The following is an 18,509-nucleotide window of genomic DNA, read 5'->3' on the forward strand; positions in this document are numbered from 1 at the left end:
CCACGTCCACGTGATCGACGGCGCCAGCGGCTTCGTGGACCGGCGGACACGCAGTGATCCGCGACACGGCGAAGCGGAACTTCTCCCCGGAAGATGACAAGGGACTCTTGTGACGCAAATGTTCACCTTGGTGCGCTGACTGTTTCGCCGGAACCCGGCATACTCCTCTCGTGCATCGCCGTTTCGCGTTCCTCGACCACCCCGGACCGCTCGCCTTCGCGCATCGAGGCGGAGCGGCGGAGGCCCGCGAGAACACCATGGCCGCCTTCTCCCGGGCGGTCGAGCTCGGCTACACCTACCTGGAGACCGACGCGCACGCGACCGCCGACGGCGTCCTGCTCGCGTTCCACGACCACACCCTCGACCGGGTCACCGACCGCACCGGCCGCATCTCGCGGCTGCCCTACCGAGAGGTGCGCGAGGCCAGGATCGGCGGCCGGCACGAGATCCCGCTGCTGGAAGACCTGCTCGGCACCTGGCCGGACGTACGGTTCAACATCGACGTCAAGGAGAGCGCCGCGATCGCGCCGCTGGCCCAGGCGATCCGCCGCACCCGCGCGTACGACCGGGTGTGCCTGACCTCGTTCTCCGACGCGCGGCTGGCCCGCGCCCGCCGGGCGATCGACCGGGAGGTCTGCTTCTCGCTCGGCCCGCGCGGCCTGGCCGCCCTGCGTACGGCCGCGGTGGGAGGCGGGTACGGCCGGCTGCTGTCCGGGCTCGCCCGGGCGGGCGTGCCGTGCGCGCAGGCGCCGATCGGGTTCCGCGGCCTGCGGGTGACCACCCGCGCCCTCGTGCGCACCGCGCACGCGATCGGGATGCAGGTGCACGTGTGGACGGTGAACGACCCGGTGACCATGGCCCACCTGCTCGATCTCGGCGTCGACGGGATCATGACGGACAACATCAGCGGCCTGCGCGACGTGCTCAAGTCACGCGGGCAGTGGCACCCCCGCCCGGCGGAGCCGTGACCACGGACCATCCCGCCCGGCCCGGACCACCCCGCTGACACCGTCCGTCGAACCCGTCCCCCGACACCTGACTTCTGTCCCTGACCCCTGTCCCTCAACTCTGTCCCTCAACTCTGTCCCCCGATGAACCCGGCCTGCGCCGATCTCCCGGCCCCCGGCGACGCTCCACCCCCGTGAGGAGAGACCATGACCGCTCCCCAGGTCGTCCACGAGGAGATTCCCGGCGCGCGGCGGCGCGAGCAACGCGGCTGGTACTGGTACGACTGGGCGGACTCCGCGTTCCAGACGACCGTCCTCACCGTCTTCCTCGGGCCGTACCTGACCACGATCGCCACGGCCGCGGCGGGCGGCGAGGGCGGCTTCGTGGCGTTCCTTGGCCTGGACCTGCGCCCGAAGGCGTACTTCACGACCATGGTGACGATCTCGGTGCTGCTGCAGATCGTGATCATGCCGGTGGTCGGCGCGCTGGCCGACCACACCGGCCGCAAGAAGCAGATCCTGGGGGTCTTCGCCTACCTGGGCGTGGTGGCCACACTCGGCTTCTACTTCGTGTCCGGTGACGCCTACCTGCTCGGCGGCGCGCTGTTCCTGGTCGCCAACGTGACCTTCGGCGCGGCGCGCGTGGTCTACGACTCCTTCCTGCCGCAGATCGCCGGGGCGGAGGAACGCGACGCGATCTCCAGCAGGGGGTGGGGCTTCGGCTACCTCGGCGGCGGCCTGCTGCTCGCGGTCAACCTGGTGATCTACCTGTTCGCCGACATCGAGACCGGCCTGGCGGTGCGGATCAGCCTGGCGTCGGCGGGCCTGTGGTGGGGCGCGTTCACCCTGATCCCGATGCTGCGCCTGCGCAACCGGCGGGTGCCCTTCCACGAGGCGACCGCGGTGCGGGCCGTGGCGGGCAGCGTCCGCCAGCTCGGCCGTACGATCGCCGACCTGCGGCGCTACCCCCGCACGCTGCTGTTCCTCGCGGCCTACCTCGTCTACAACGACGGCGTGCAGACGGTGATCAGCTTCTCCGCCACGTACGCCGACCAGGAGCTGGGGCTGGGCCAGACGCACCAGATCGGAGCGATCCTCATGGTGCAGTTCATCGCCGTCGGCGGCGCGCTCGGGCTCGGGCGGCTCGCGCTGAGGTTCGGGACCAAGCGCACGGTGCTGGCCAGCCTGGTGGTGTGGACGGTCGTGGTGGGCGTGGCCTACTTCCTGCAGAAGGGCTCGGCCGTCCAGTTCTACGCGATCGCCTTCGCCATCGCGATCGTCATGGGCGGCACCCAGGCGCTGTCGCGCTCGATGTACTCCCTGGTGATCCCGCCCGGCCGGGAGGCGGAGTACTTCAGCCTCTACCAGATCAGCGACAAGGGGTCGGCGTTCCTCGGCTCGCTGGTGCTCACGCTGGCGCTCCAGCTCACCGACAGTTACCGCACCGCGATCGTCTCGCTGGTGGTGTTCTTCGTCCTCGGATTCGTGCTGCTCAGCGTTGTCAACCTTCCCCGGGCCATCCGTGAGGCGGGGAACGAGGTGCCCGACCACATCTGAGACCAGTGGGACGGAAAAAGCGCGATTGGATCAGGTCTCCGCTGGGAATCCACACACGGTATCAGGCGTTGTACGCGGTGGCGAACGAACCCCTCGAAGGCGGGGACCTCAGGAGGCTTAAAGACTATGGGCGAGCGTGCACTTCGCGGTACCCGGCTCGGCGCGACCAGCTACGAGAACGACCGCAACACCGACCTGGCCCCGCGCCAGGAGGTGTCCTACACGTGCCCGAAGGGCCATCTCACCACCGTTCCGCTCGCCGTCGAGGCCGAGATTCCCACGACCTGGGAGTGCCGTCACTGCGGCAGCCCGGCACTGCGGGTGGACGCTGAGCAGCCCCAGCAGAAGAAGGCGAAGCCTCCGCGGACCCATTGGGACATGCTGCTGGAGCGCCGCTCGATCGAGGACCTCGAAGAGGTGCTGAACGAGCGTCTCGCCATTCTGCGCGAGCAGCGACGCAAGAGCGCGTAGGACGCCGACAGACGCCCCCGGCGGCCCGGACCAACCGGGCCCGCCGGGGGCGTTCGGCGTACCTGGGCCGTTCTGTTCGGGCCTGGGGTCTGGCACGGGCCAGGGCCGCTCAGCCGGTGGACGAAGGCGTGCGGACGATGGCCATGGGGCCGGTCGCGTGGTGGAGCATGGCCTGGCAGACCGATCCGAGGATCAGGCCGGTGAACCCGCGGCGCCCCTGCGAGCCGATGACGAGCAGCTCGGCGCCCGCCGACGCCTGCCGCAGCACGTCCACCGGATGTCCCCGGACGACCTCCTCGACGACCTTGACGTCGGGGTAGAGCTCGCGGCGCCCGGCGACGGCCTCCCTGACCATCCGCACCTCGGCCTTCTCCTCGTCGAAGTCGTCGGGGAGCGGCGCGAAGCCGCCACCCGCCTCCAGCGCTCTGTAGGCGTGCACCACCCGCAGGCCCGTCCCGTGCAACGCCGCCTCGGCGAAGGCGAAGTCGAGCACCTTGCCGCAGGCGGGCGATGCGTCGATGCCCACCACGATCTCCGGGCGCGGCGCGGCGGGCACCTCACGCACGACGACCACGTCGCACGGCGCGTGACTCGCCACGCCGTACGCGACCGAGCCGAGCAGCAGGCCGCGGAAGCCGCCGAGCCCGTGGTTGCCGACCACCAGAAGATCGGCGTCCACGGCCGCCTCGATGAGCGCCGGGCGCGGGTCGCCGGCCAGGATCGCGGTGTCGACCTGCACCCCGGGCGCCTCCGCGCGGGCCCGCTCGGCGGCGGCACTGAGCACGGCGGCGGCGCCGTCGCGCATCCAGGCCGCGACGTCCGCGTACGGGCCCTGTTGGGTGGTCGAGCACGCCCAGGCGGGGATGGCGTTGGCGATGCGCAGGGGGACGCCGCGCAGGGCGGCCTCCCGCGCCGCCCAGCAGACGGCCTCCATGCCGGCGCGCGAGCCGTCGACCCCCACGACGATCATGACGCCCTCCCCTCGTCCGGTCCTTCCATCACATCGTTCCCCGCCGTGCCGTACGAGCACCGAAAGTCCCGCCGAGACGGGACCTCCGGCCTCCGGTGCCCTCTACGACACCCCCGCTCCTACAACGGGGCGCGCTCGGGGGCGACGGCGGCGCGGGCGGTGAGGTGGTGACGCAGCCGCTCGCCCTCGACGTCGAGATCGGGCAGCGCCCGATCCAGGACGCGCGGCAGCCACCAGGCGGCGCGGCCGAGCATCGACATCACGGCGGGGACGAGGGTCATCCGGACCACGAAGGCGTCGACGAGCACCCCGACGGCCAGCGCGAAGCCCATCGACTTGATGATCGGGTCGTTCAGGAACACGAACCCTCCGAACACCGCCGTCATGATCAGCGCCGCGGCGGTGACGACCCGCGCGTTGTGCCCCATGCCGTTGATCGTCGCCTGGCGGGGAGTGTCGCCGTGCACGTGGTCCTCGCGCATCCGCGAGACCAGGAACACCTCATAGTCCATCGCCAGGCCGAACAGGATGCCGATGAGCAGGATCGGCAGGAAGCTCACCAGCGGGCCCGGCACGTCCACGCCCAGCAGACCGGCCAGGTGGCCCTCCTGGAAGATCGCCACGGTGATGCCGAAGGTCGATCCGACGGTGAGCAGGAAGCCCAGCGCCGCCTTGACCGGGACCAGAATCGAGCGGAAGACGAGCATGAGCAGCAGCACCGACAGGCCGACCACCAGCAGCAGGTACACCGGCATGGCGTCGGCGAGCTTGTCGGACACGTCGATGCCCACGGCCGTCGCGCCGGTGACGGCGATCTCCGCGCCGCCGATCTTCGCGACCTTGGCGCGGATCGCGTGCACGGCGTCTTCGGTGGCCGCGGCGGTGGGCCCGGCCTTGGGGATGATGGTCAGCAGCGCGGTGGTGCCCGCGGCGTTCGGCTGCGGCGGGGCCACGGCCAGCACGCCGGGAGTCTGCTGGATCAGCTTGGCGGCCTGACCGGCGGCGGCCGTCGTGGCCGCGCGGTCGGCGGCGGAGACCACGGCGATCAGGCGGGCGTTGAAGCCCTCGCCGAACCCCTCGCTGGTCAGGTCGTACGCCTCGCGGGCCGGAGTGCCCGGGGCGGCGGTGCCGGCGTCGGGCAGGGCCAGCCGCAGGTCCTGGGCGGGCAGCGCCAGCGCGCCGAGGCCGAGGACCCCGGCCAGCAGGATCGGCACGCGCAGCCGGGTGACCACCCGCCCCCACGTGTGTCCGAAGCTGGTGTGGCCGAAGCCCCGGCCGCCCGCGTCCGCGTTCTCCCCGGTGCGCTGCTTGCGGGGCAGCACGCGGGCTCCGGCGTACGACAGGAAGGCGGGCAGCAGCGTGAGGGCGACCAGCACGGCGACGGCCACGGTGCCGGCGGCGGCCAGGCCCATCACGCTCAGGAACGGGATGCCGACCACCGACAGTCCGGCGAGCGCGATGACCACGGTGGCCCCGGCGAACACGACCGCCGATCCGGCCGTGCCGACGGCCCGGCCCGCGGCCTCCTCCGGCGCCACGCCCTCGGCGAGGAATTGGCGATAGCGGGAGGTGATGAACAGCGAGTAGTCGATTCCGACGGCCAGGCCCAGCATCAGCGCCAGCACCGGCGTGACGGAGGTCAGCTCGACGAGGCCGCTGAGCGCGAACAGGCCGCCCATGCCGGCCCCCACGCCGATCAGCGCGTTCAGCAAGGTCATCCCGGCGGCGACCAGCGAGCCGAAGGTGACGATCAGGACCACCGCGGCGATCACGACGCCGATCCCTTCGGACCCGCCCACCTCCGGCGCGGCGTTCAGGACCTCACCGCCGTGCTCGACCCGCAGCCCCTCGGCCGAGGAGCCGACCTTCAGGTACGCCGCGCGCTGGCCCTCGGTGACGTCCTTGGCCCCGCGGTCGAACTGCACCTGCACCAGGGCGTAGCGGCCGTCGGCCGAGACGGCGCCGGTCGTGAAGGGGTCGAGGGCGGCGACGACGCCGGGGATGCCGGCGGCCTCCTTGACCACCGGTGCGACCTCGGCCGGGGCCAGCTTCCGGCCCTGCGGAGCGGCGACGACGATGATGCCGGTGGCGCCGCCGGCCTGCGGGAACTCCTTGGCGAGGGCGTCCAGCGCCCGCTGCGACTCGGTGCCGGGCATGGCGAACTTGTCGCCGGTCGGGCCGTGGAACGCGGCGGCGCCCAGGCCCAGGACCACGAGGAGCAGCAGCCACACGGCGGCCACGCGCCCGCGTCTGCGGAAGGAGAACCGGCCCAGCCGGTACAGCAGGGTTGCCACAGCAGATCTCTTTCTTCGGGAGGTCAGTCGGCCGGCAGGCCGAGCGTGCGCGACGCGCCGCGGGTCAGCTCCGCGCGCAGCGTCTCCTCGGGGAGCGCGAGCTCACTGGCGCTGGTCAGGATGATCCCCAGCATCGCCATCCAGGCCCAGACCCGGGCCTGGGGGGCGGCCGAGCGGCCGGACAGGGCGTCCGTCAGCCGTTCGGTCAGGCCGTCCACGTCCGGCAGCTCCGGCCGGTTGATCAGCGCGTCGACGTCCTGCAGCAGGATCTTCACCTGCAGCCGGAAACGCAGCGACAGGTCGACGAGCCCGGCGACGGCGGCCCGGGCGGCCTCCTCGCCGTCGAGCCCGGCGAGCCGTCCCTCCAGCGCGGCGAACTCCGGCCCGACGGGCGCCAGCAGTTCGGTGAGGATCGCGTCCTTGTTCGTGAAGTGATAGAGCAAGGACGCCTTGGAGCAGCCCGCGTCCGTGGCGATGTCCTGCAGGGAGGTGCCGCGGAAGCCGTGCGCGGCGAACAGCCGCACGGCCGAGTCCAGGATGTCCGCGCGCATGGTGGTTGCGGAACGTGCCATGCGGACACCCTAACTGACCGATCGGCCAGCTTTTGACCGATCGGCCAGTGACCCACCCCGGCGCCCGCCGGCACCCCATGCCGGCCACTGCGGCCCGGCGTACGCGGCGACGCCGCGCGGAAAACCGCCCTAAATGGCGATATAACCGGGGAACTCATCCGATCTTGGTCGAATATCCCCGCCGCATGTGACAGCGTGAGAGCTTGTGGCCGAGTTGCTGATCACCGCCCAGGACACCTTTCAGCGAAGATATGGACGCTATCTCCTCGCTGACGGCGATGGCCCGACCATCGACACCGAGGATGCGCGGCTCTTGGGCGGCGAATTGTGCTCCACGACCCAGAACTTGATGGTCATCGAGTCGATCGCAGGGCGTGACGACGTCCTGGAACTGAAGACGGGAAGGTTCGTCTTCGAGGTCTGGACCGCCGAGCCGCCACCCACGCCGGACGATGCCTGGCACAAGCAGACCATCGTCCAGTTTCGGGCGAGTTCGGGGGTGGTCCATCTCGAAGACGATGAAGAAGTGGCGAGTGCGCTTCAAGTCGATTTGGGCGCGCGAGCCATGCGCTGGCGGGTCAGGGTGTCGGCTCGCGCGATCGAATTGGAGCCCGAGGAAGTCGAGTATTTCGAGCTGGGGGCCGAGGAGTACGAAGCCGAAGTGTTTCTCCTCCAGTTCTGGCCGGACCGCCCCGGAGAACGAAGGACCCGGGACGTATGAGCACTCGCCCCGGCCACCGTCCGGCAGGTCTCAGCAGCCTGTACGGCAGGTCTCCGTCGGCCCTCTGTCCGCTGAACGCTGACCACCTGACTCGCTTGGCGACGAGGCTGGAATTGGACACTGAGCCGGACCTCGAGGGCTTCGGCGGGACGCTCCAGCATGGGAAGGGTGGGCATCGTGCCTGTCCGGCCATGCCTTGCGCTCGCCCATGTCGATCACTCCCGTCCGCCGTGTGCGGGCGATGCATCACCGCACGCCCGCACGGCTCGCTCGATCTCAGCCGTCTCCCGCATCCGCTGTTCGCGGAAGACCGTAAGCAGAATGATGGGTCTTCCCGCTCCAGTAGGTGATGCGAACCCGGCCTGCGGCCTTTCCGCCTGGGTCAGCGGGCTTCGAGGTTGCCGTGTGCCTCGATGGAGAGGTCCTGCCAGTCGGACCAGGTCTTGAGGCGGGCGGCGTAGGCCTGCTCGATCAGCGGGTGGAAGCCCTTGCCGAACAGCACCCGCAGCGGCGGGTTGCCGGAGTCCACGAGCTTCAGCAGTGCCTGCGCCGCGGCGGCCGGGTCGCCCGCGGGCAGCTTCCCCGTCATCTCCCCGAGGCGCTGACGGAGACCGTTGTACGCCGGGTCGGGCGTGGCCATGTGGCCGTTGGCCAGCGGGTCGGGGTTGTTGCCGTTCCGGGTGGCGAAGCCGCCGGGCTCGATGATGGTCAGCTTGACGCCGAACTCTGCGACTTCACCGGCGAGCGCCTCGTTGAGGCCCTCCAGGGCCCACTTGGAGGCGTGGTACGCGCCGCCGAGCGGCATCGCGATCACCCCGGCGGCCGAGGACAGCTGGATGATGTGCCCCGAGCGCTGCTCGCGCAGGTGGGGCAGCGCGGCCTGGACCACCCACACCGCGCCGAACAGGTTGGTCTCCATCTGGTCGCGCAGTTCCTGTTCGGTGAGCTCCTCGACCGCGCCGACCTGGGCGTAGCCGGCGTTGTTGACGATGACGTCGAGCCGCCCGAAGTGCTCCTTGGCGCGGCGCACGCTCTCGAAGACGGCGGCCCTGTCGGTCACGTCCATCTCCAGGAGGAGCACCGCGTCCCCGTAAGTGTCGGCCAGGGCCTTCAGGCTCGCGGTGTCGCGGGCGGTGGCGGCGACCTTGTCGCCGCGCTCCAGGGCGGCCTCCACGAAGTTGCGGCCCAGGCCGCGGGACGAGCCGGTGACGAACCAGACCTTCTGCATGGCGTGCTCCTTGTTTCTGCGTTCAGCCGTTACAACCCCCTGGACGAGACACCCGGCGGAGATGTGAGATCACCCGAGTGTGACCTGCGGCACAATGTCACGTTTGTCCGGCACGGTGATACCAATGGTCGGCGTGACCCGCGTCGAGGAGTTCCAGGAACTGAGGCCGCTGCTGTTCGCGATCGCCTATCGCATCCTGGGCAGCGTCAGCGAGGCCGAGGACGCGGTGCAGGAGGCCTGGCTGCGCTACGAAGGCTCCGCGACCCAGGCCGAGTCGCCCAAGGCCTTCCTGTCGGCCACGGTGACGCGGATCTCGATCGACGTGCTGCGCTCGGCCCGCGTGCGGCGCGAGGCGTACGTCGGGCCGTGGTTCCCCGAACCGCTGCTGACCGACCCCTACCAGGACCCGGAGCGTTCTGCGGAGCTGTCCGACTCGTTGTCGATGGCGGCGCTGATCCTGCTGGAACGGCTCAGCCCGCTCGAACGCGCGGTCTTCGTGCTCCGCGAGGTGTTCGCCTTCAGCTATCGGGAGATCGCCGACGCGGTGGAGCGGTCGGAGGCGGCCTGCCGCCAGCTCGCGCTGCAGGCGCGCCGCCACATGGACGCGGGCAGGCCCCGGTTCGAGGCGGATCGCCAGGCGCGCGACCGGCTCGCCGGGCGGTTCTTCCACGCGATGCGGGAGGGGGACGTCGCAGGGCTGCGGGAACTGCTGGCCGCCGACGTCCAGCTCGTCAACGACGGCGCCGGCAAGATCGGGAGCACGATCGCCCTCTTCGGCGCCGCGAAGGTCGCCCGGGTGCTGTCGGTCACCATCCCGCCGTTCGCCCGGATCGGCGCGGTGCTGGAGGCACGCGAGGTGAACGGCCAGCCGGGCATGATCATCCGCGACCGCGAGGGCCGCGTCTTCAACGTCTGGACGTTCGACATCCTGGACGGACGCATCCAGACCATCCGCTCGATCGTCAACCCCGACAAGCTCGCCCACCTCGGCCCCGTCGCCGACGCCCACGCGGTCATCCGCGAGAAGAAGCAGACCCGCCGCGACCAGCGGACCTCATGATCGGCGGCCCGCCGGTCCCAATGCCCCGGGATCTACCACAGTGCCCCGGGATCTACAGGTCGAGCAGGTCCGCCGACACCTGCCAGAGGAGGGTGGCGGCCTCCGGGTCGAGCGCGTACGCCGCGACGCCCCGGCTCTCGCCCGACTCGACGACCTCCGCCTCCTGGTTGTCCTCGAAGTAGCGTCCGCTGACGCCTTCGACCAGCGGCGAGGCGGCGAGCAGCACGGAGGTGGCCGCGCCCTGCTCGGTGTTCTTCCACGTCACACCGGTCGAGGCGCCCAGCGCGCGGCGGCGCTCGATGTAGTCGGGCTCCAGGTGCCGCTGCAGGCCGGTCGGGATGCCGCCGGGCATGAGCGCGTTGACCGCGATGCCGTCGCCGGCCCACCGCCGGGCGGCCTCGACCGCGAACAGCACGTTGGCCGTCTTCGACTGCCCGTACGCGAGCCACGGGTCGTACGGGCGCTCCCGGAAGTGGATGTCGTCGAAGACGACGGGCGAGCGCAGGTGGGCGCTGGAGCTGACCGAGACGACGCGGGCGCCGCCGGCCGCGGCGAGCGCCGGGCGCAGGCCCGTGGACAGCGCGAAGTGGCCGAGGTGGTTGGTCGCGAACTGCAGCTCCCAGCCCTCCGGCGTCCGCGTCTCCGGGCAGGCCATCACGCCGGCGTTGTTGACCAGGATGTGCAGGGGCCCCTCCCACGCCGCGACGAACGCGGCGACGGAGGCCCGGTCGGCGAGATCCAGCGGAGCGACGAGTACGGATGCGCCTCCGGTCGTGGCGGCGATGTCGCCGGCGGTCCGCTTGCCCGCGTCGAGGTCGCGGACCGCGATCGTCACCTCCGCGCCCGCCGCGGCCAGCGCCCTGGCGGTCTCGACGCCGATTCCCGACGCGCCGCCGGTCACGATCGCCCGCCGCCCGCGCAGGTCGATCCCCTCCAGGACCTCGGCCGCGGTGGACTGCCCGGTGAACGGCGTGGTGATGCGGGTGGTCTGAGTCATGTTCGTCCCCGTCCCCTGCGGCGGCGGCCCTCCGGGGCGCCGGCCGCTACAATCAGGAAAACCGGAGGAACCTCCGGTACGCCTGGAACTCTAATCGGAGGATCCTCCGTTTAGCAACCCGTGCTCGTGGAGGAGCTGTGTCCACCCCCGCTCGACCATCCGCGGCCAAGCCGTTGCGCGCCGACGCCCGGCGCAACCGCGAGCGGCTGCTCGACGTCGCCGCGCGGGCGTTCTCCCACGACGGGCCGGATGTCACGCTCGACGCGATCGCGAAGGAGGCCGGCGTCGGCATCGGCACGCTCTACCGCCACTTCCCCACCAGGGAGGCGCTGATCGAGGCGGCCTACCGCAACGAGCTGGGGAAGCTGTGCGACGCGGCGGCCGAGCTCGCGGCCGAGATGCCACCTGACGAGGCGATGCGCACGTGGATGGACCGTTTCGTCGACTACCTGGCGACCAAACGCGGCATGGCCGACGCCTTGCGCGCTGTGATCGCCTCCGGCTCGAACCCGTACGCGCAGAGCCGCGACCGGCTGCTCGGCGCGATCGGCACGCTGCTCGACGCGGGCGGCGCGGCCGGGATCCTGCGGCGGGACGTGCCGGCCGAGGACGTGCTCACCGGCATGAACGGCATCTGCCTCGCCGCCGGGGATGCCGCGCAGCGCGAGCAGGCCGGGCGCCTGCTCGACCTGCTGATGGACGGCCTGCGCGGTCGGGCGCCGGGCGCACCGGCCTGAGGAGGGCCTCCGGCACTCACACCCGGTGCCAGCGGGCCTCGGCAAAGCAGTAGACGGCGAACAGCACCAGGCCGACGGCGACCACGACGAGCAGCCAGGGACCGGCCGGGGTGTCGGCGAGCGCCTTGACCGCGCCGTCGATCCCGGCCGCCTTGCCCGGGTCGTAGGTGAGGGCGGCCCGGCCGATCAGGATGCCGGCGGCCAGCGCGATGACGCCGCGGGCGATGTAACCGGCCTTGCCGAGCTTGACGACGACGCCGCGGGCCCGGGGCTCGGTCACGTTCATGTCCTTCATGAACTTCGCGGTCCAGCCCTCGTAGATCCAGAAGACGCCGAGCGCGATCACGCCCAGCGCCATCAGGCCGACCAGGACCTGCCCGCCCGGCAGCTGGAACAGTGTCTTGGTGACGTCCTGCGACTGACTGTCGGACGAGGAGGCGGGCTGGTTTCGTGTGAGCAGCGCCACGATCGAGAACACCAGCGCGGCGTAGACGACGGCCTTGGCCGCGGCCTGCACACGATCCTTTACCCCAAGCGGGCCCCAGACGGCCTCGGAGACCTGCCAGATCGTCAGCGCGGCCAGGCCGACGGACATGACCCACAGCAGGGGGTCGCCCAGGGGCGCGTCGCGGACGATCTGGAGCGCGCTGCTCTTGTCGGCCTCCCCGCCGCCGCCGAAGGCGATGTGCAGCGCGACCAGTCCGATGATCGCGTAAAGGACGCCCCGGGCGGCGAACCCGAGCTTGGCGAGCTTCTCCAGCACGGGGTGGTCGGCCGCTCTGCGTGCCGCCCCTTCGAGACGGCGGCCGGCCTGACGCGCGGTCGTCATCGCGGCTCCTCTCCTCACGATCGGTCCGGGTGACCGGTCCGGCAGCCGGACCGGTCACCTACTGACCCGGGCGAGGAGGATCAAACATCGGCCAGACGCAGGGCTTCTGCCGCGACGGCGTGCCGGAGGTCGCGGATGCCGGGGCGGCCCCGCAGCGGATGGACGTTGTTGGTGAGCAGCACGACGGTCAGCCGGCGGGCGGGATCGACGACCAGCGACGTGCCGGTGAAGCCCGAGTGGCCGAACGCGCCCGCGAGCGGCCCCACGGTGGCCGGGTCGTCGATGCGCACGCCGAGCCCCTGCCGGAAGGCGGCGCCCGGCACGCCCTGGTCGCGCAGCATCTCGGCGGTCCAGGAGGGCGACAGGACCGGCCCGCCGCCGGTGCGCAGCGCCTCGCCGAAGCGGACGAGGTCGGCGGCGGTGGAGAACAGCCCGGCGTGCCCGGCCACGCCGCCCAGCGCGTGGGCCGTCTCGTCGTGCACCTCGCCCCGCACGCAGGTGCCGCGCTTGAACTCGGTGGCGACGGCCAGGCCCGGCTCGACCGGCCCGTACGCCGTGGCGCCGAGCCCGAGCGGCCCGGTGACCCGCTCGCGCACGAGCACGTCCAGCGGCGCGCCGCCGGCGGCCTCCGCCACCCGCCCGGCCGTGATCAGGCCGACGTCCGAGTAGAGGTGGGTCCCCGGTGGCCCCTGCACCGGCGTGGACAGCACCAGATCCCAGCGGGCCTCCTCCGGTTCCTTCTCCACCCGGCGGCTCGCGGGCAGGCCCGCCGAATGCGTGAGCAGGTGCCGTACGGTGATCTCGGGCCGGTGTCCGTAGAACCGGGGCAGCCGTACGGCCACCGGCTCGTCGAGGTCGAGCGCGCCCTCCTGGGCCAGCGAGACCAGCACCGTGGCCGTGAACAGCTTGGTCACGGAGGCGATGTCGAACAGCGCGTCCATGGTCACGGCCGGCCGTTCTGCGAGCAGCTCCCCGGACGGGTCGGCGTACCGCACGGCCTCGCCCACGGCGGCCTCGGCGACCGTGCGCCCGTCAACGGCGATCACGGCGACCGCCGCCGAGGCGACCTCGGGCACCGCGGCCCGCAGGACGTCCTCCAGCATCCGATCGGGCACCGCGTTATCGGGCACCGCGTTATCGGGCACCGCGTTATCGGGCACCGCGCTCATCAGGAACTGCGCAGCGCCGGGCCGAGCCGGTTGCCGTGCGCCGCGAGCAGCTTCCGCGCGTCGTCGGCGCCCACCCCGCGCTCGATCATCACGACGGCCGTCTTCACGTCGCGTCCGGCGCTCTCCAGGACCTCCCGGGCCCGCAGCACCTGCGCGCCGGTGATCTCGGAGACGATGCGGGCCGCCCGGTCGACGAGCTTGGAGTTGCTGGCCACGACGTCGACCATGAAGTTCCCGTACGTGCGGCCCGACCTGATCATGGTGATCGTGGAGATCATGTTGAGGACCAGCTTCTGGGCGGTGCCGGCCTTCAGGCGGGTCGAACCGGTGACCACCTCCGGCCCCACGATGACCTCGACGGCGTGATCGGCGGCCCGCGCGAGCGGGGTGCCGGTGTTGCAGGCCAGGCCCACGGTCAGCGCGCCGAGCCGCCGGGCCTGCTCGACCGCCGCGACGACGTACGGCGCGCGCCCGCTGGCGGAGATGCCGACGACGGAGTCGAGCGGGCCGACGTGCCTGTCGCGGATCACGGCGGCGCCCGCCTCCGCGTCGTCCTCGGCACCCTCGACGGAGCGCACCAGGGCGGCCTCGCCGCCCGCGATGATGCCCTGGACCAGGTCGGGGTGCGTGCCGAAGGTCGGCGGGCACTCGGAGGCGTCGAGCACCGCGAGCCGCCCGGAGGTGCCCGCGCCCACGTAGAGGAGCCTGCCCCCGTCGGCCATCCGCGCGGCGATCGCGTCGATGGCCGCGGAGATCGCCGGGATGGCCCGGCCCACCGCGGCCGGGACGGCGGCGTCGGCCGTGTTCATGAGCCGCGCGATCTCCTCCGTCGGGAGCGTGTCGATCCCGCTGTAGCGGGGATCGCTCTGTTCGGTGGCGAGAGCGGCGAGTGAGTGCGTCATGGTCGTGGTTCCTCGGCTTCGGAGACTTCATGGATCGCGTGCGTACGGGTCTTGAGCTGCTGGTGAGCGCGCCGAAGGCCGGCCGGCGACGGGTGGGCCTGGTCACCAACCCCACCGGAGTCCTGCCCGATCTGACCGCCGCCGCACCGGCCCTGCTGGCCGCCGGGGTGCCCGTGACCACGGTGTTCGGCCCCGAGCACGGCCTGCGCGGCACGGCCCAGGCGGGCGGCGGCGAGGGCGACACCGTCGACCCGGTCACCGGGCTGCCCGTGGTGGACACCTACCAGAGGACCGGCGGCGAGCTGGACGCGCTGGTCGCCTCGTCCGGGGTGGACGCGCTCGTCTTCGACGTGTGCGACGTGGGCGCGCGCTTCTACACCTACGTCTGGACGATGTACGACCTCATGGGATCGGCGGCCCGGCTCGGGCTGCCGTTCACCGTGCTCGACCGGCCCAACCCGATCGGCGGCGCGGTGGCCGAGGGCCCGGTGCTCGACCCGGCCTTCGCGAGCTTCGTCGGCCGCGCCGCCCTGCCCGTACGGCACGGCCTGACGCCGGGCGAGATCGCGCTGTCCGTCAACCGGGCGATCGGCGCGGAGCTGGAGGTCGTGCCGATGGAGGGCTGGCGCAGGGAGTGGCACTTCGACCGGACCGGGCTGCCCTGGGTGATGCCGTCGGCCAACATGCCGACCCTCGACACCGCACTGGTCTACCCCGGCACCGGGCTGCTGGAGGGCGTGAACGCCGCCGAGGGCCGGGGCACGACCCGGCCGTTCGAGCTGGTCGGCGCGCCGTACGCGGACGGGCGGTTCGCCGCCGCGCTGAACGACCTCGGGCTGCCCGGCGTGCGCTTCCGCGACACGTGGTTCACCCCGACGTTCGGCAGGCACGCGGGCGTCGTGGTGCGCGGCGCGCAGCTCCACGTGACCGACCGGGCGGCCTTCCTGCCGGTGCTGACGGGCGTGTCCGTCCTGCACGTGCTGCGCACCCTCTATCCGGGCGACTTCGCCTGCGAGCCGTTCCTCGACCTGCTGTGGGGCTCGGCGTCGCTGCGCGAGCATCTGGAGGCGGGCCGCGACCCCCGGGGGCTGTGCCCCCCGCCGGGCCCGCCCCGAGGCGAACTGCTGTACGACTGACATCAGCCCAGCGCGCGGCGGTAGAGCCAGAACACCCGCTCGGCGCGGGCGCCCACCGCCCGGGAGTAGAAGCGGAGCGGGCCCACCCAGCCGATCTGCGCGGACGTCTGCCCGGCGGCGGCCTGCTCGGCGAGGCAGCGGCGCAGCAGCACCCGGCCCACACCGAGGCCCCGGGCGGCAGGCGCCGTGCCCATCGGCCCGAACCACAGCGGCCGGGCGCCCCAGGCGGCGAAGCCGAGGATCTCCTCGTCGCGGTAGGCCCCATTGCGAAAGGCATAGTGGAGGCCGGTCGCGTTCTCGGCCTCCCAGGCCCACTTGTCGTTCCACTGCTCGCGGACGAACGCCGCGACCGCCGCGCGCTCCCCCACGGGGGCCGCGGCGACGGTCACACCGGCGGCGGCGAGCTTCGCCAGGTCGGCCTCGTGCTCGGCCTCGTCGTAGCGGGCGGGCAGGTCGGCCGTCATGTTCCAGGCCACGCGATACTGCTCGTATCCCAGGCGCTCTGCCAGGCAGGCGGCCGGGGTGTAGCGCACGTCGATCCCGGGCCAGGCATAGCAGGGCGGGTTGCCGGCGAACCTCGCCTCGGCCGCGCCGTGCGCCCGCATCCACTCCTCGGCCGCGCCGACGAGCGCCCGCCCGATGCCCCGGCCCTGGGCGGCGGGGTCCACGGCGATCAGGTCGATGTGACCGGCGCCGTCCGCGCCGATCGAGGCGAACACGGCGCCGTCCCGGTCGGGGGTGGCCAGGACCGTCCACACCCGATCCCCCGGCGGGCCGGCCAGGCGGCGTACGACCAGTGGGGCGTCCTCGGCGTCGGCCCACAGCGCGGCGGCGGCCAGGCGCTCCAGCGACCCGTCCGCCTCGGCCGGAAGGATGTCCGTCACTCGCCCACCCCCACCGGGATCACGCTGCGCCGCCTCGGGTGGAAGCAGGCGTACTCCTGCTCGACGTCCTCTTCGCGGGCCAGCACGGGCATCTCGTTCGCGCAGCGTTCGGTGCTGAACGGGCAGCGCCGGGCGAACAGGCAGCCGCCGTCGGGCTCGCCCTCCCGCTGCATCTCCCTCGGCACGACCCGCTCGGCGCCCGGCCGTTCCAGGCCGTGCAGCACCGGGATGGCCGACAGCAGCGACTGCGTGTAGGGGTGGACCGGGTCCGCGATGATCTTCTCGGTGGCGCCCCGCTCGACGACCTGGCCGCGGTAGAGCACGTACAGCTCGCCGTCGTCGCCGATGTAGCGGGCGGTGGCGATGTCGTGGGTGATGAACAGCACGCCCACGTTCAGCCGCTCGCGCAGGTCCTTCAGCAGGGCGAGGATGCCCAGGCGCAGCGACACGTCGATCATCGAGACGGCCTCGTCGGCGACGAGCACCTCGGGGTCCATGGTGAGCGCGCGGGCGATCACCACGCGCTGGCGCATGCCGCCCGACAGCTGGTGGGGGTAGCGCGGAAGCACGTAGCCGGGGTCGATGCCGACCATCGCCAGCAGCTCCGCGGCCCGCCCGTCGACCCACGACCTCGGGCGGCCCGTCTGCTTGGCGCGCAGCTTCAGCGGCGCCTCCAGCGTCTGGTGGATCGTCCGGGTGGGGTTGAGCGCCGAGTAGGGGTCCTGGTGGATGAGCTGGACGCGGCGGAAGTACGGCTGCCGCCTGCGGTGGCTGAGCGACGACATCGGGACGTCGTCGATGACGATCTCGCCGGCGTCGTGGCTCTCCAGCCCGGCGATGATCCTGCCGAGCGTGGTCTTGCCGCTGCCCGACTCGCCGATGAACGAGACCGCGCCGCCCTTGGCGATGGCGAAGTCCACGCCGCGCAGCGCGGGCACCTCGCGGGCGCCGAGCACGCCGCCGCGCTGCTTGAAGACCTTGGTGATCCCGGTTCCCGTGATCACACGAACTCCTTCCGCTTGATCAGCGTGAGGTGGCGGTCGGCGGCGTGGCAGGCGACGGTGCGGCCGTCCCGGTTGACGGCCACGGGCTCGTCGGTCTCGCACACCTCCATGCGCCGCTCGCAGCGCTCGCGGAACACGCAGCCCTGGGCGGGCAGCGTCCCGAGCGTCGGCGGGCGGCCGGGCAGCGCCCGGGCCAGCGACAGGTCGCCCGTCAGGCGCGGGATGGCCCGGATCAGGCCCTGCGTGTACGGGTGCCGGGCCTCGCCGAGCACCTCGGTCACCGGGCCGTGCTCGACCACCCGGCCGCCGTACATGACGGCGAGGCTGTCGGCGACCTCGGCGACCGCGCCGACGTCGTGGGTGATGACGAGCGTGGTGAGCGCCCGCTCCTCGTGGACCTCGCGGATGATCCGCAGGATCGTGGCCTGGGTGATCATGTCGAGGGCGGTGGTCGGCTCGTCCAGAACGACGACTTTGGCGTTCAGGACGAGCGCGAGCATGATGCCGACCCGCTGGCGCATGCCGCCGGACAGCTCGTGCTGGTAGGAGTCGAGCACCCGGGCGCCGTCCATGCCCATGCGGGCCAGCAGGTCCTTGGCCTCGCGCACCAGCCCCCGCAGGTCCTCCACCTCGTGGGAGCGGCCGAGGTCGAGCAGCTGCTTGCCGATGGTCTTCAGCGGGTTCAGCGAGTTCTGCGCGGCCTGGAAGACGTACCCGACCTGGCGGCCGCGGGCGCGGCGCAGGTCCTCGCCGCGCAGCGTCAGCACGTCGCCGAGGCCGTCGATCTCGACGCTGCCCGCCGCGATCCTGCCGGGCGGCTGGACGGCGTTGAGCAGGGAGAGCGCGAGCGTCGACTTGCCCGAGCCCGACTCGCCGACGACGCCGGTGATCGTGCCGGGGGCGAGGGCGAGGTCGACGCCGCGTACGGCGGGCAGCTCGCCCGCGGGCGTCTTGTAGACGACCGTGAGGTCCCGGATCCGGACCCCCGGCGCCTCGATGTCACGTGCGGCCGTGTTGGCGGTCATTGGGGG

General features: G+C 72.3%; 18 protein-coding genes. 7 read left to right on the top strand and 11 right to left on the bottom strand.

Translation table 11 applies throughout. The features are described from left to right. Nucleotides 1–170: 170 nt before the first annotated feature. From FLX08_RS08340 to FLX08_RS08350, 3 genes are all read left to right on the top strand, one after another. Entirely contained in the window at nucleotides 171–968 is a 798-nt protein-coding gene (locus FLX08_RS08340; RefSeq protein ID WP_142617631.1) for a glycerophosphodiester phosphodiesterase family protein, read from the top strand. Between the two features lie 186 nt (nucleotides 969–1,154). Beyond that, a complete protein-coding gene (locus FLX08_RS08345; protein WP_142617632.1) occupies nucleotides 1,155–2,504 on the top strand; it encodes an MFS transporter in 1,350 nt (449 codons plus the stop codon). Between the two features lie 126 nt (nucleotides 2,505–2,630). Further along, the gene (locus tag FLX08_RS08350; protein WP_030509898.1) at nucleotides 2,631–2,975 is read left to right on the top strand and encodes an RNA polymerase-binding protein RbpA; all 345 of its coding nucleotides are present in this window, start codon (nucleotides 2,631–2,633) and stop codon (nucleotides 2,973–2,975) included. Between the two features lie 109 nt (nucleotides 2,976–3,084). On the opposite strand, the gene FLX08_RS08355 is transcribed toward FLX08_RS08350, so the two are convergent. From FLX08_RS08355 to FLX08_RS08365, 3 genes are all read right to left on the bottom strand, one after another. Continuing rightward, nucleotides 3,085–3,945, bottom strand: coding sequence for a universal stress protein (locus FLX08_RS08355; RefSeq protein WP_142617633.1), 861 nt, complete (start codon nucleotides 3,943–3,945; stop codon nucleotides 3,085–3,087). A 119-nt stretch (nucleotides 3,946–4,064) separates the two neighbouring features. Continuing rightward, nucleotides 4,065–6,239: an MMPL family transporter gene (locus FLX08_RS08360; protein WP_142617634.1), complete on the bottom strand. Its 2,175-nt coding sequence runs from the start codon at nucleotides 6,237–6,239 to the stop codon at nucleotides 4,065–4,067. 23 nt (nucleotides 6,240–6,262) lie between these two features. Beyond that, the gene (locus tag FLX08_RS08365) at nucleotides 6,263–6,811 is read right to left on the bottom strand and encodes a TetR/AcrR family transcriptional regulator (protein ID WP_142617635.1); all 549 of its coding nucleotides are present in this window, start codon (nucleotides 6,809–6,811) and stop codon (nucleotides 6,263–6,265) included. 205 nt (nucleotides 6,812–7,016) lie between these two features. On the opposite strand from FLX08_RS08365, the gene FLX08_RS08370 reads away from it, so the two are divergent. Further along, nucleotides 7,017–7,532 (top strand): hypothetical protein, encoded by a 516-nt coding sequence (locus tag FLX08_RS08370; protein ID WP_142617636.1) that lies wholly within the window; start codon nucleotides 7,017–7,019, stop codon nucleotides 7,530–7,532. Between the two features lie 382 nt (nucleotides 7,533–7,914). Here FLX08_RS08370 and FLX08_RS08385 read toward each other — a convergent pair whose 3' ends face one another. Further along, nucleotides 7,915–8,760: an SDR family NAD(P)-dependent oxidoreductase gene (locus FLX08_RS08385; RefSeq protein WP_142617637.1), complete on the bottom strand. Its 846-nt coding sequence runs from the start codon at nucleotides 8,758–8,760 to the stop codon at nucleotides 7,915–7,917. Nucleotides 8,761–8,884: 124 nt separating this feature from the next. Here FLX08_RS08385 and FLX08_RS08390 point away from each other — a divergent pair, with 124 nt between their 5' ends. Next, nucleotides 8,885–9,820 carry an RNA polymerase sigma-70 factor gene (locus FLX08_RS08390; protein ID WP_341874318.1) on the top strand — a complete coding sequence of 312 codons (936 nt, stop codon included), beginning with the start codon at nucleotides 8,885–8,887 and terminating at the stop codon, nucleotides 9,818–9,820. Nucleotides 9,821–9,872: 52 nt separating this feature from the next. Here the strand turns inward: FLX08_RS08390 and FLX08_RS08395 are convergent, their stop codons facing one another. Beyond that, a complete protein-coding gene (locus FLX08_RS08395; protein WP_142617638.1) occupies nucleotides 9,873–10,817 on the bottom strand; it encodes an SDR family NAD(P)-dependent oxidoreductase in 945 nt (314 codons plus the stop codon). A 137-nt stretch (nucleotides 10,818–10,954) separates the two neighbouring features. On the opposite strand from FLX08_RS08395, the gene FLX08_RS08400 reads away from it, so the two are divergent. Next, nucleotides 10,955–11,554, top strand: coding sequence for a TetR/AcrR family transcriptional regulator (locus tag FLX08_RS08400; RefSeq protein ID WP_142617639.1), 600 nt, complete (start codon nucleotides 10,955–10,957; stop codon nucleotides 11,552–11,554). A gap of 16 nt (nucleotides 11,555–11,570) precedes the next feature. Here FLX08_RS08400 and FLX08_RS08405 read toward each other — a convergent pair whose 3' ends face one another. The 3 genes from FLX08_RS08405 to murQ all read right to left on the bottom strand — a co-directional run bounded on the left by FLX08_RS08405 (nucleotide 11,571) and on the right by murQ (nucleotide 14,454). Then, on the bottom strand, nucleotides 11,571–12,383 hold the full coding sequence (locus FLX08_RS08405; RefSeq protein ID WP_142617640.1) for a DUF1206 domain-containing protein: 813 nt from the start codon (nucleotides 12,381–12,383) through the stop codon (nucleotides 11,571–11,573). Between the two features lie 80 nt (nucleotides 12,384–12,463). Then, on the bottom strand, nucleotides 12,464–13,513 hold the full coding sequence (locus FLX08_RS08410; RefSeq protein WP_244312485.1) for a serine hydrolase domain-containing protein: 1,050 nt from the start codon (nucleotides 13,511–13,513) through the stop codon (nucleotides 12,464–12,466). Nucleotides 13,514–13,551: 38 nt separating this feature from the next. Next, nucleotides 13,552–14,454: an N-acetylmuramic acid 6-phosphate etherase gene (gene murQ / locus FLX08_RS08415; protein WP_142617641.1), complete on the bottom strand. Its 903-nt coding sequence runs from the start codon at nucleotides 14,452–14,454 to the stop codon at nucleotides 13,552–13,554. Between the two features lie 29 nt (nucleotides 14,455–14,483). On the opposite strand from murQ, the gene FLX08_RS08420 reads away from it, so the two are divergent. Next, the gene (locus tag FLX08_RS08420) at nucleotides 14,484–15,590 is read left to right on the top strand and encodes an exo-beta-N-acetylmuramidase NamZ family protein (protein WP_142617642.1); all 1,107 of its coding nucleotides are present in this window, start codon (nucleotides 14,484–14,486) and stop codon (nucleotides 15,588–15,590) included. 2 nt (nucleotides 15,591–15,592) lie between these two features. Here the strand turns inward: FLX08_RS08420 and FLX08_RS08425 are convergent, their stop codons facing one another. Genes FLX08_RS08425 through FLX08_RS08435 form a run of 3 tightly spaced genes read right to left on the bottom strand, consistent with a single transcriptional unit; the run spans nucleotide 15,593 to nucleotide 18,503 of the window. After that, nucleotides 15,593–16,474, bottom strand: coding sequence for a GNAT family N-acetyltransferase (locus tag FLX08_RS08425; protein WP_142617643.1), 882 nt, complete (start codon nucleotides 16,472–16,474; stop codon nucleotides 15,593–15,595). Next, on the bottom strand, nucleotides 16,471–17,478 hold the full coding sequence (locus FLX08_RS08430) for an ABC transporter ATP-binding protein (RefSeq protein ID WP_142617644.1): 1,008 nt from the start codon (nucleotides 17,476–17,478) through the stop codon (nucleotides 16,471–16,473). Before FLX08_RS08430 ends, FLX08_RS08425 begins: the two co-directional genes overlap by 4 nt. Further along, entirely contained in the window at nucleotides 17,475–18,503 is a 1,029-nt protein-coding gene (locus FLX08_RS08435; RefSeq protein ID WP_142617645.1) for an ABC transporter ATP-binding protein, read from the bottom strand. Before FLX08_RS08435 ends, FLX08_RS08430 begins: the two co-directional genes overlap by 4 nt. Nucleotides 18,504–18,509: the final 6 nt, after the last annotated feature.

Source organism: Microbispora hainanensis (assembly GCF_006874475.1).
GTDB classification, from domain to species: Bacteria; Actinomycetota; Actinomycetes; order Streptosporangiales; family Streptosporangiaceae; genus Microbispora; species Microbispora hainanensis.

Coding starts and splice junctions, on each gene's coding strand:
- FLX08_RS08345 (WP_142617632.1), top strand. CDS start 1,155: ATGACCGCTCCCCAGGTCGTCCACGAGGAGATTCCCGGCGCGCGGCGG.
- FLX08_RS08350 (WP_030509898.1), top strand. CDS start 2,631: ATGGGCGAGCGTGCACTTCGCGGTACCCGGCTCGGCGCGACCAGCTAC.
- FLX08_RS08355 (WP_142617633.1), bottom strand. CDS start 3,945: ATGATCGTCGTGGGGGTCGACGGCTCGCGCGCCGGCATGGAGGCCGTC.
- FLX08_RS08365 (WP_142617635.1), bottom strand. CDS start 6,811: ATGGCACGTTCCGCAACCACCATGCGCGCGGACATCCTGGACTCGGCC.
- FLX08_RS08385 (WP_142617637.1), bottom strand. CDS start 8,760: ATGCAGAAGGTCTGGTTCGTCACCGGCTCGTCCCGCGGCCTGGGCCGC.
- FLX08_RS08390 (WP_341874318.1), top strand. CDS start 8,885: ATGGTCGGCGTGACCCGCGTCGAGGAGTTCCAGGAACTGAGGCCGCTG.
- FLX08_RS08395 (WP_142617638.1), bottom strand. CDS start 10,817: ATGACTCAGACCACCCGCATCACCACGCCGTTCACCGGGCAGTCCACC.
- FLX08_RS08405 (WP_142617640.1), bottom strand. CDS start 12,383: ATGACGACCGCGCGTCAGGCCGGCCGCCGTCTCGAAGGGGCGGCACGC.
- murQ (WP_142617641.1), bottom strand. CDS start 14,454: ATGACGCACTCACTCGCCGCTCTCGCCACCGAACAGAGCGATCCCCGC.
- FLX08_RS08420 (WP_142617642.1), top strand. CDS start 14,484: ATGGATCGCGTGCGTACGGGTCTTGAGCTGCTGGTGAGCGCGCCGAAG.
- FLX08_RS08435 (WP_142617645.1), bottom strand. CDS start 18,503: ATGACCGCCAACACGGCCGCACGTGACATCGAGGCGCCGGGGGTCCGG.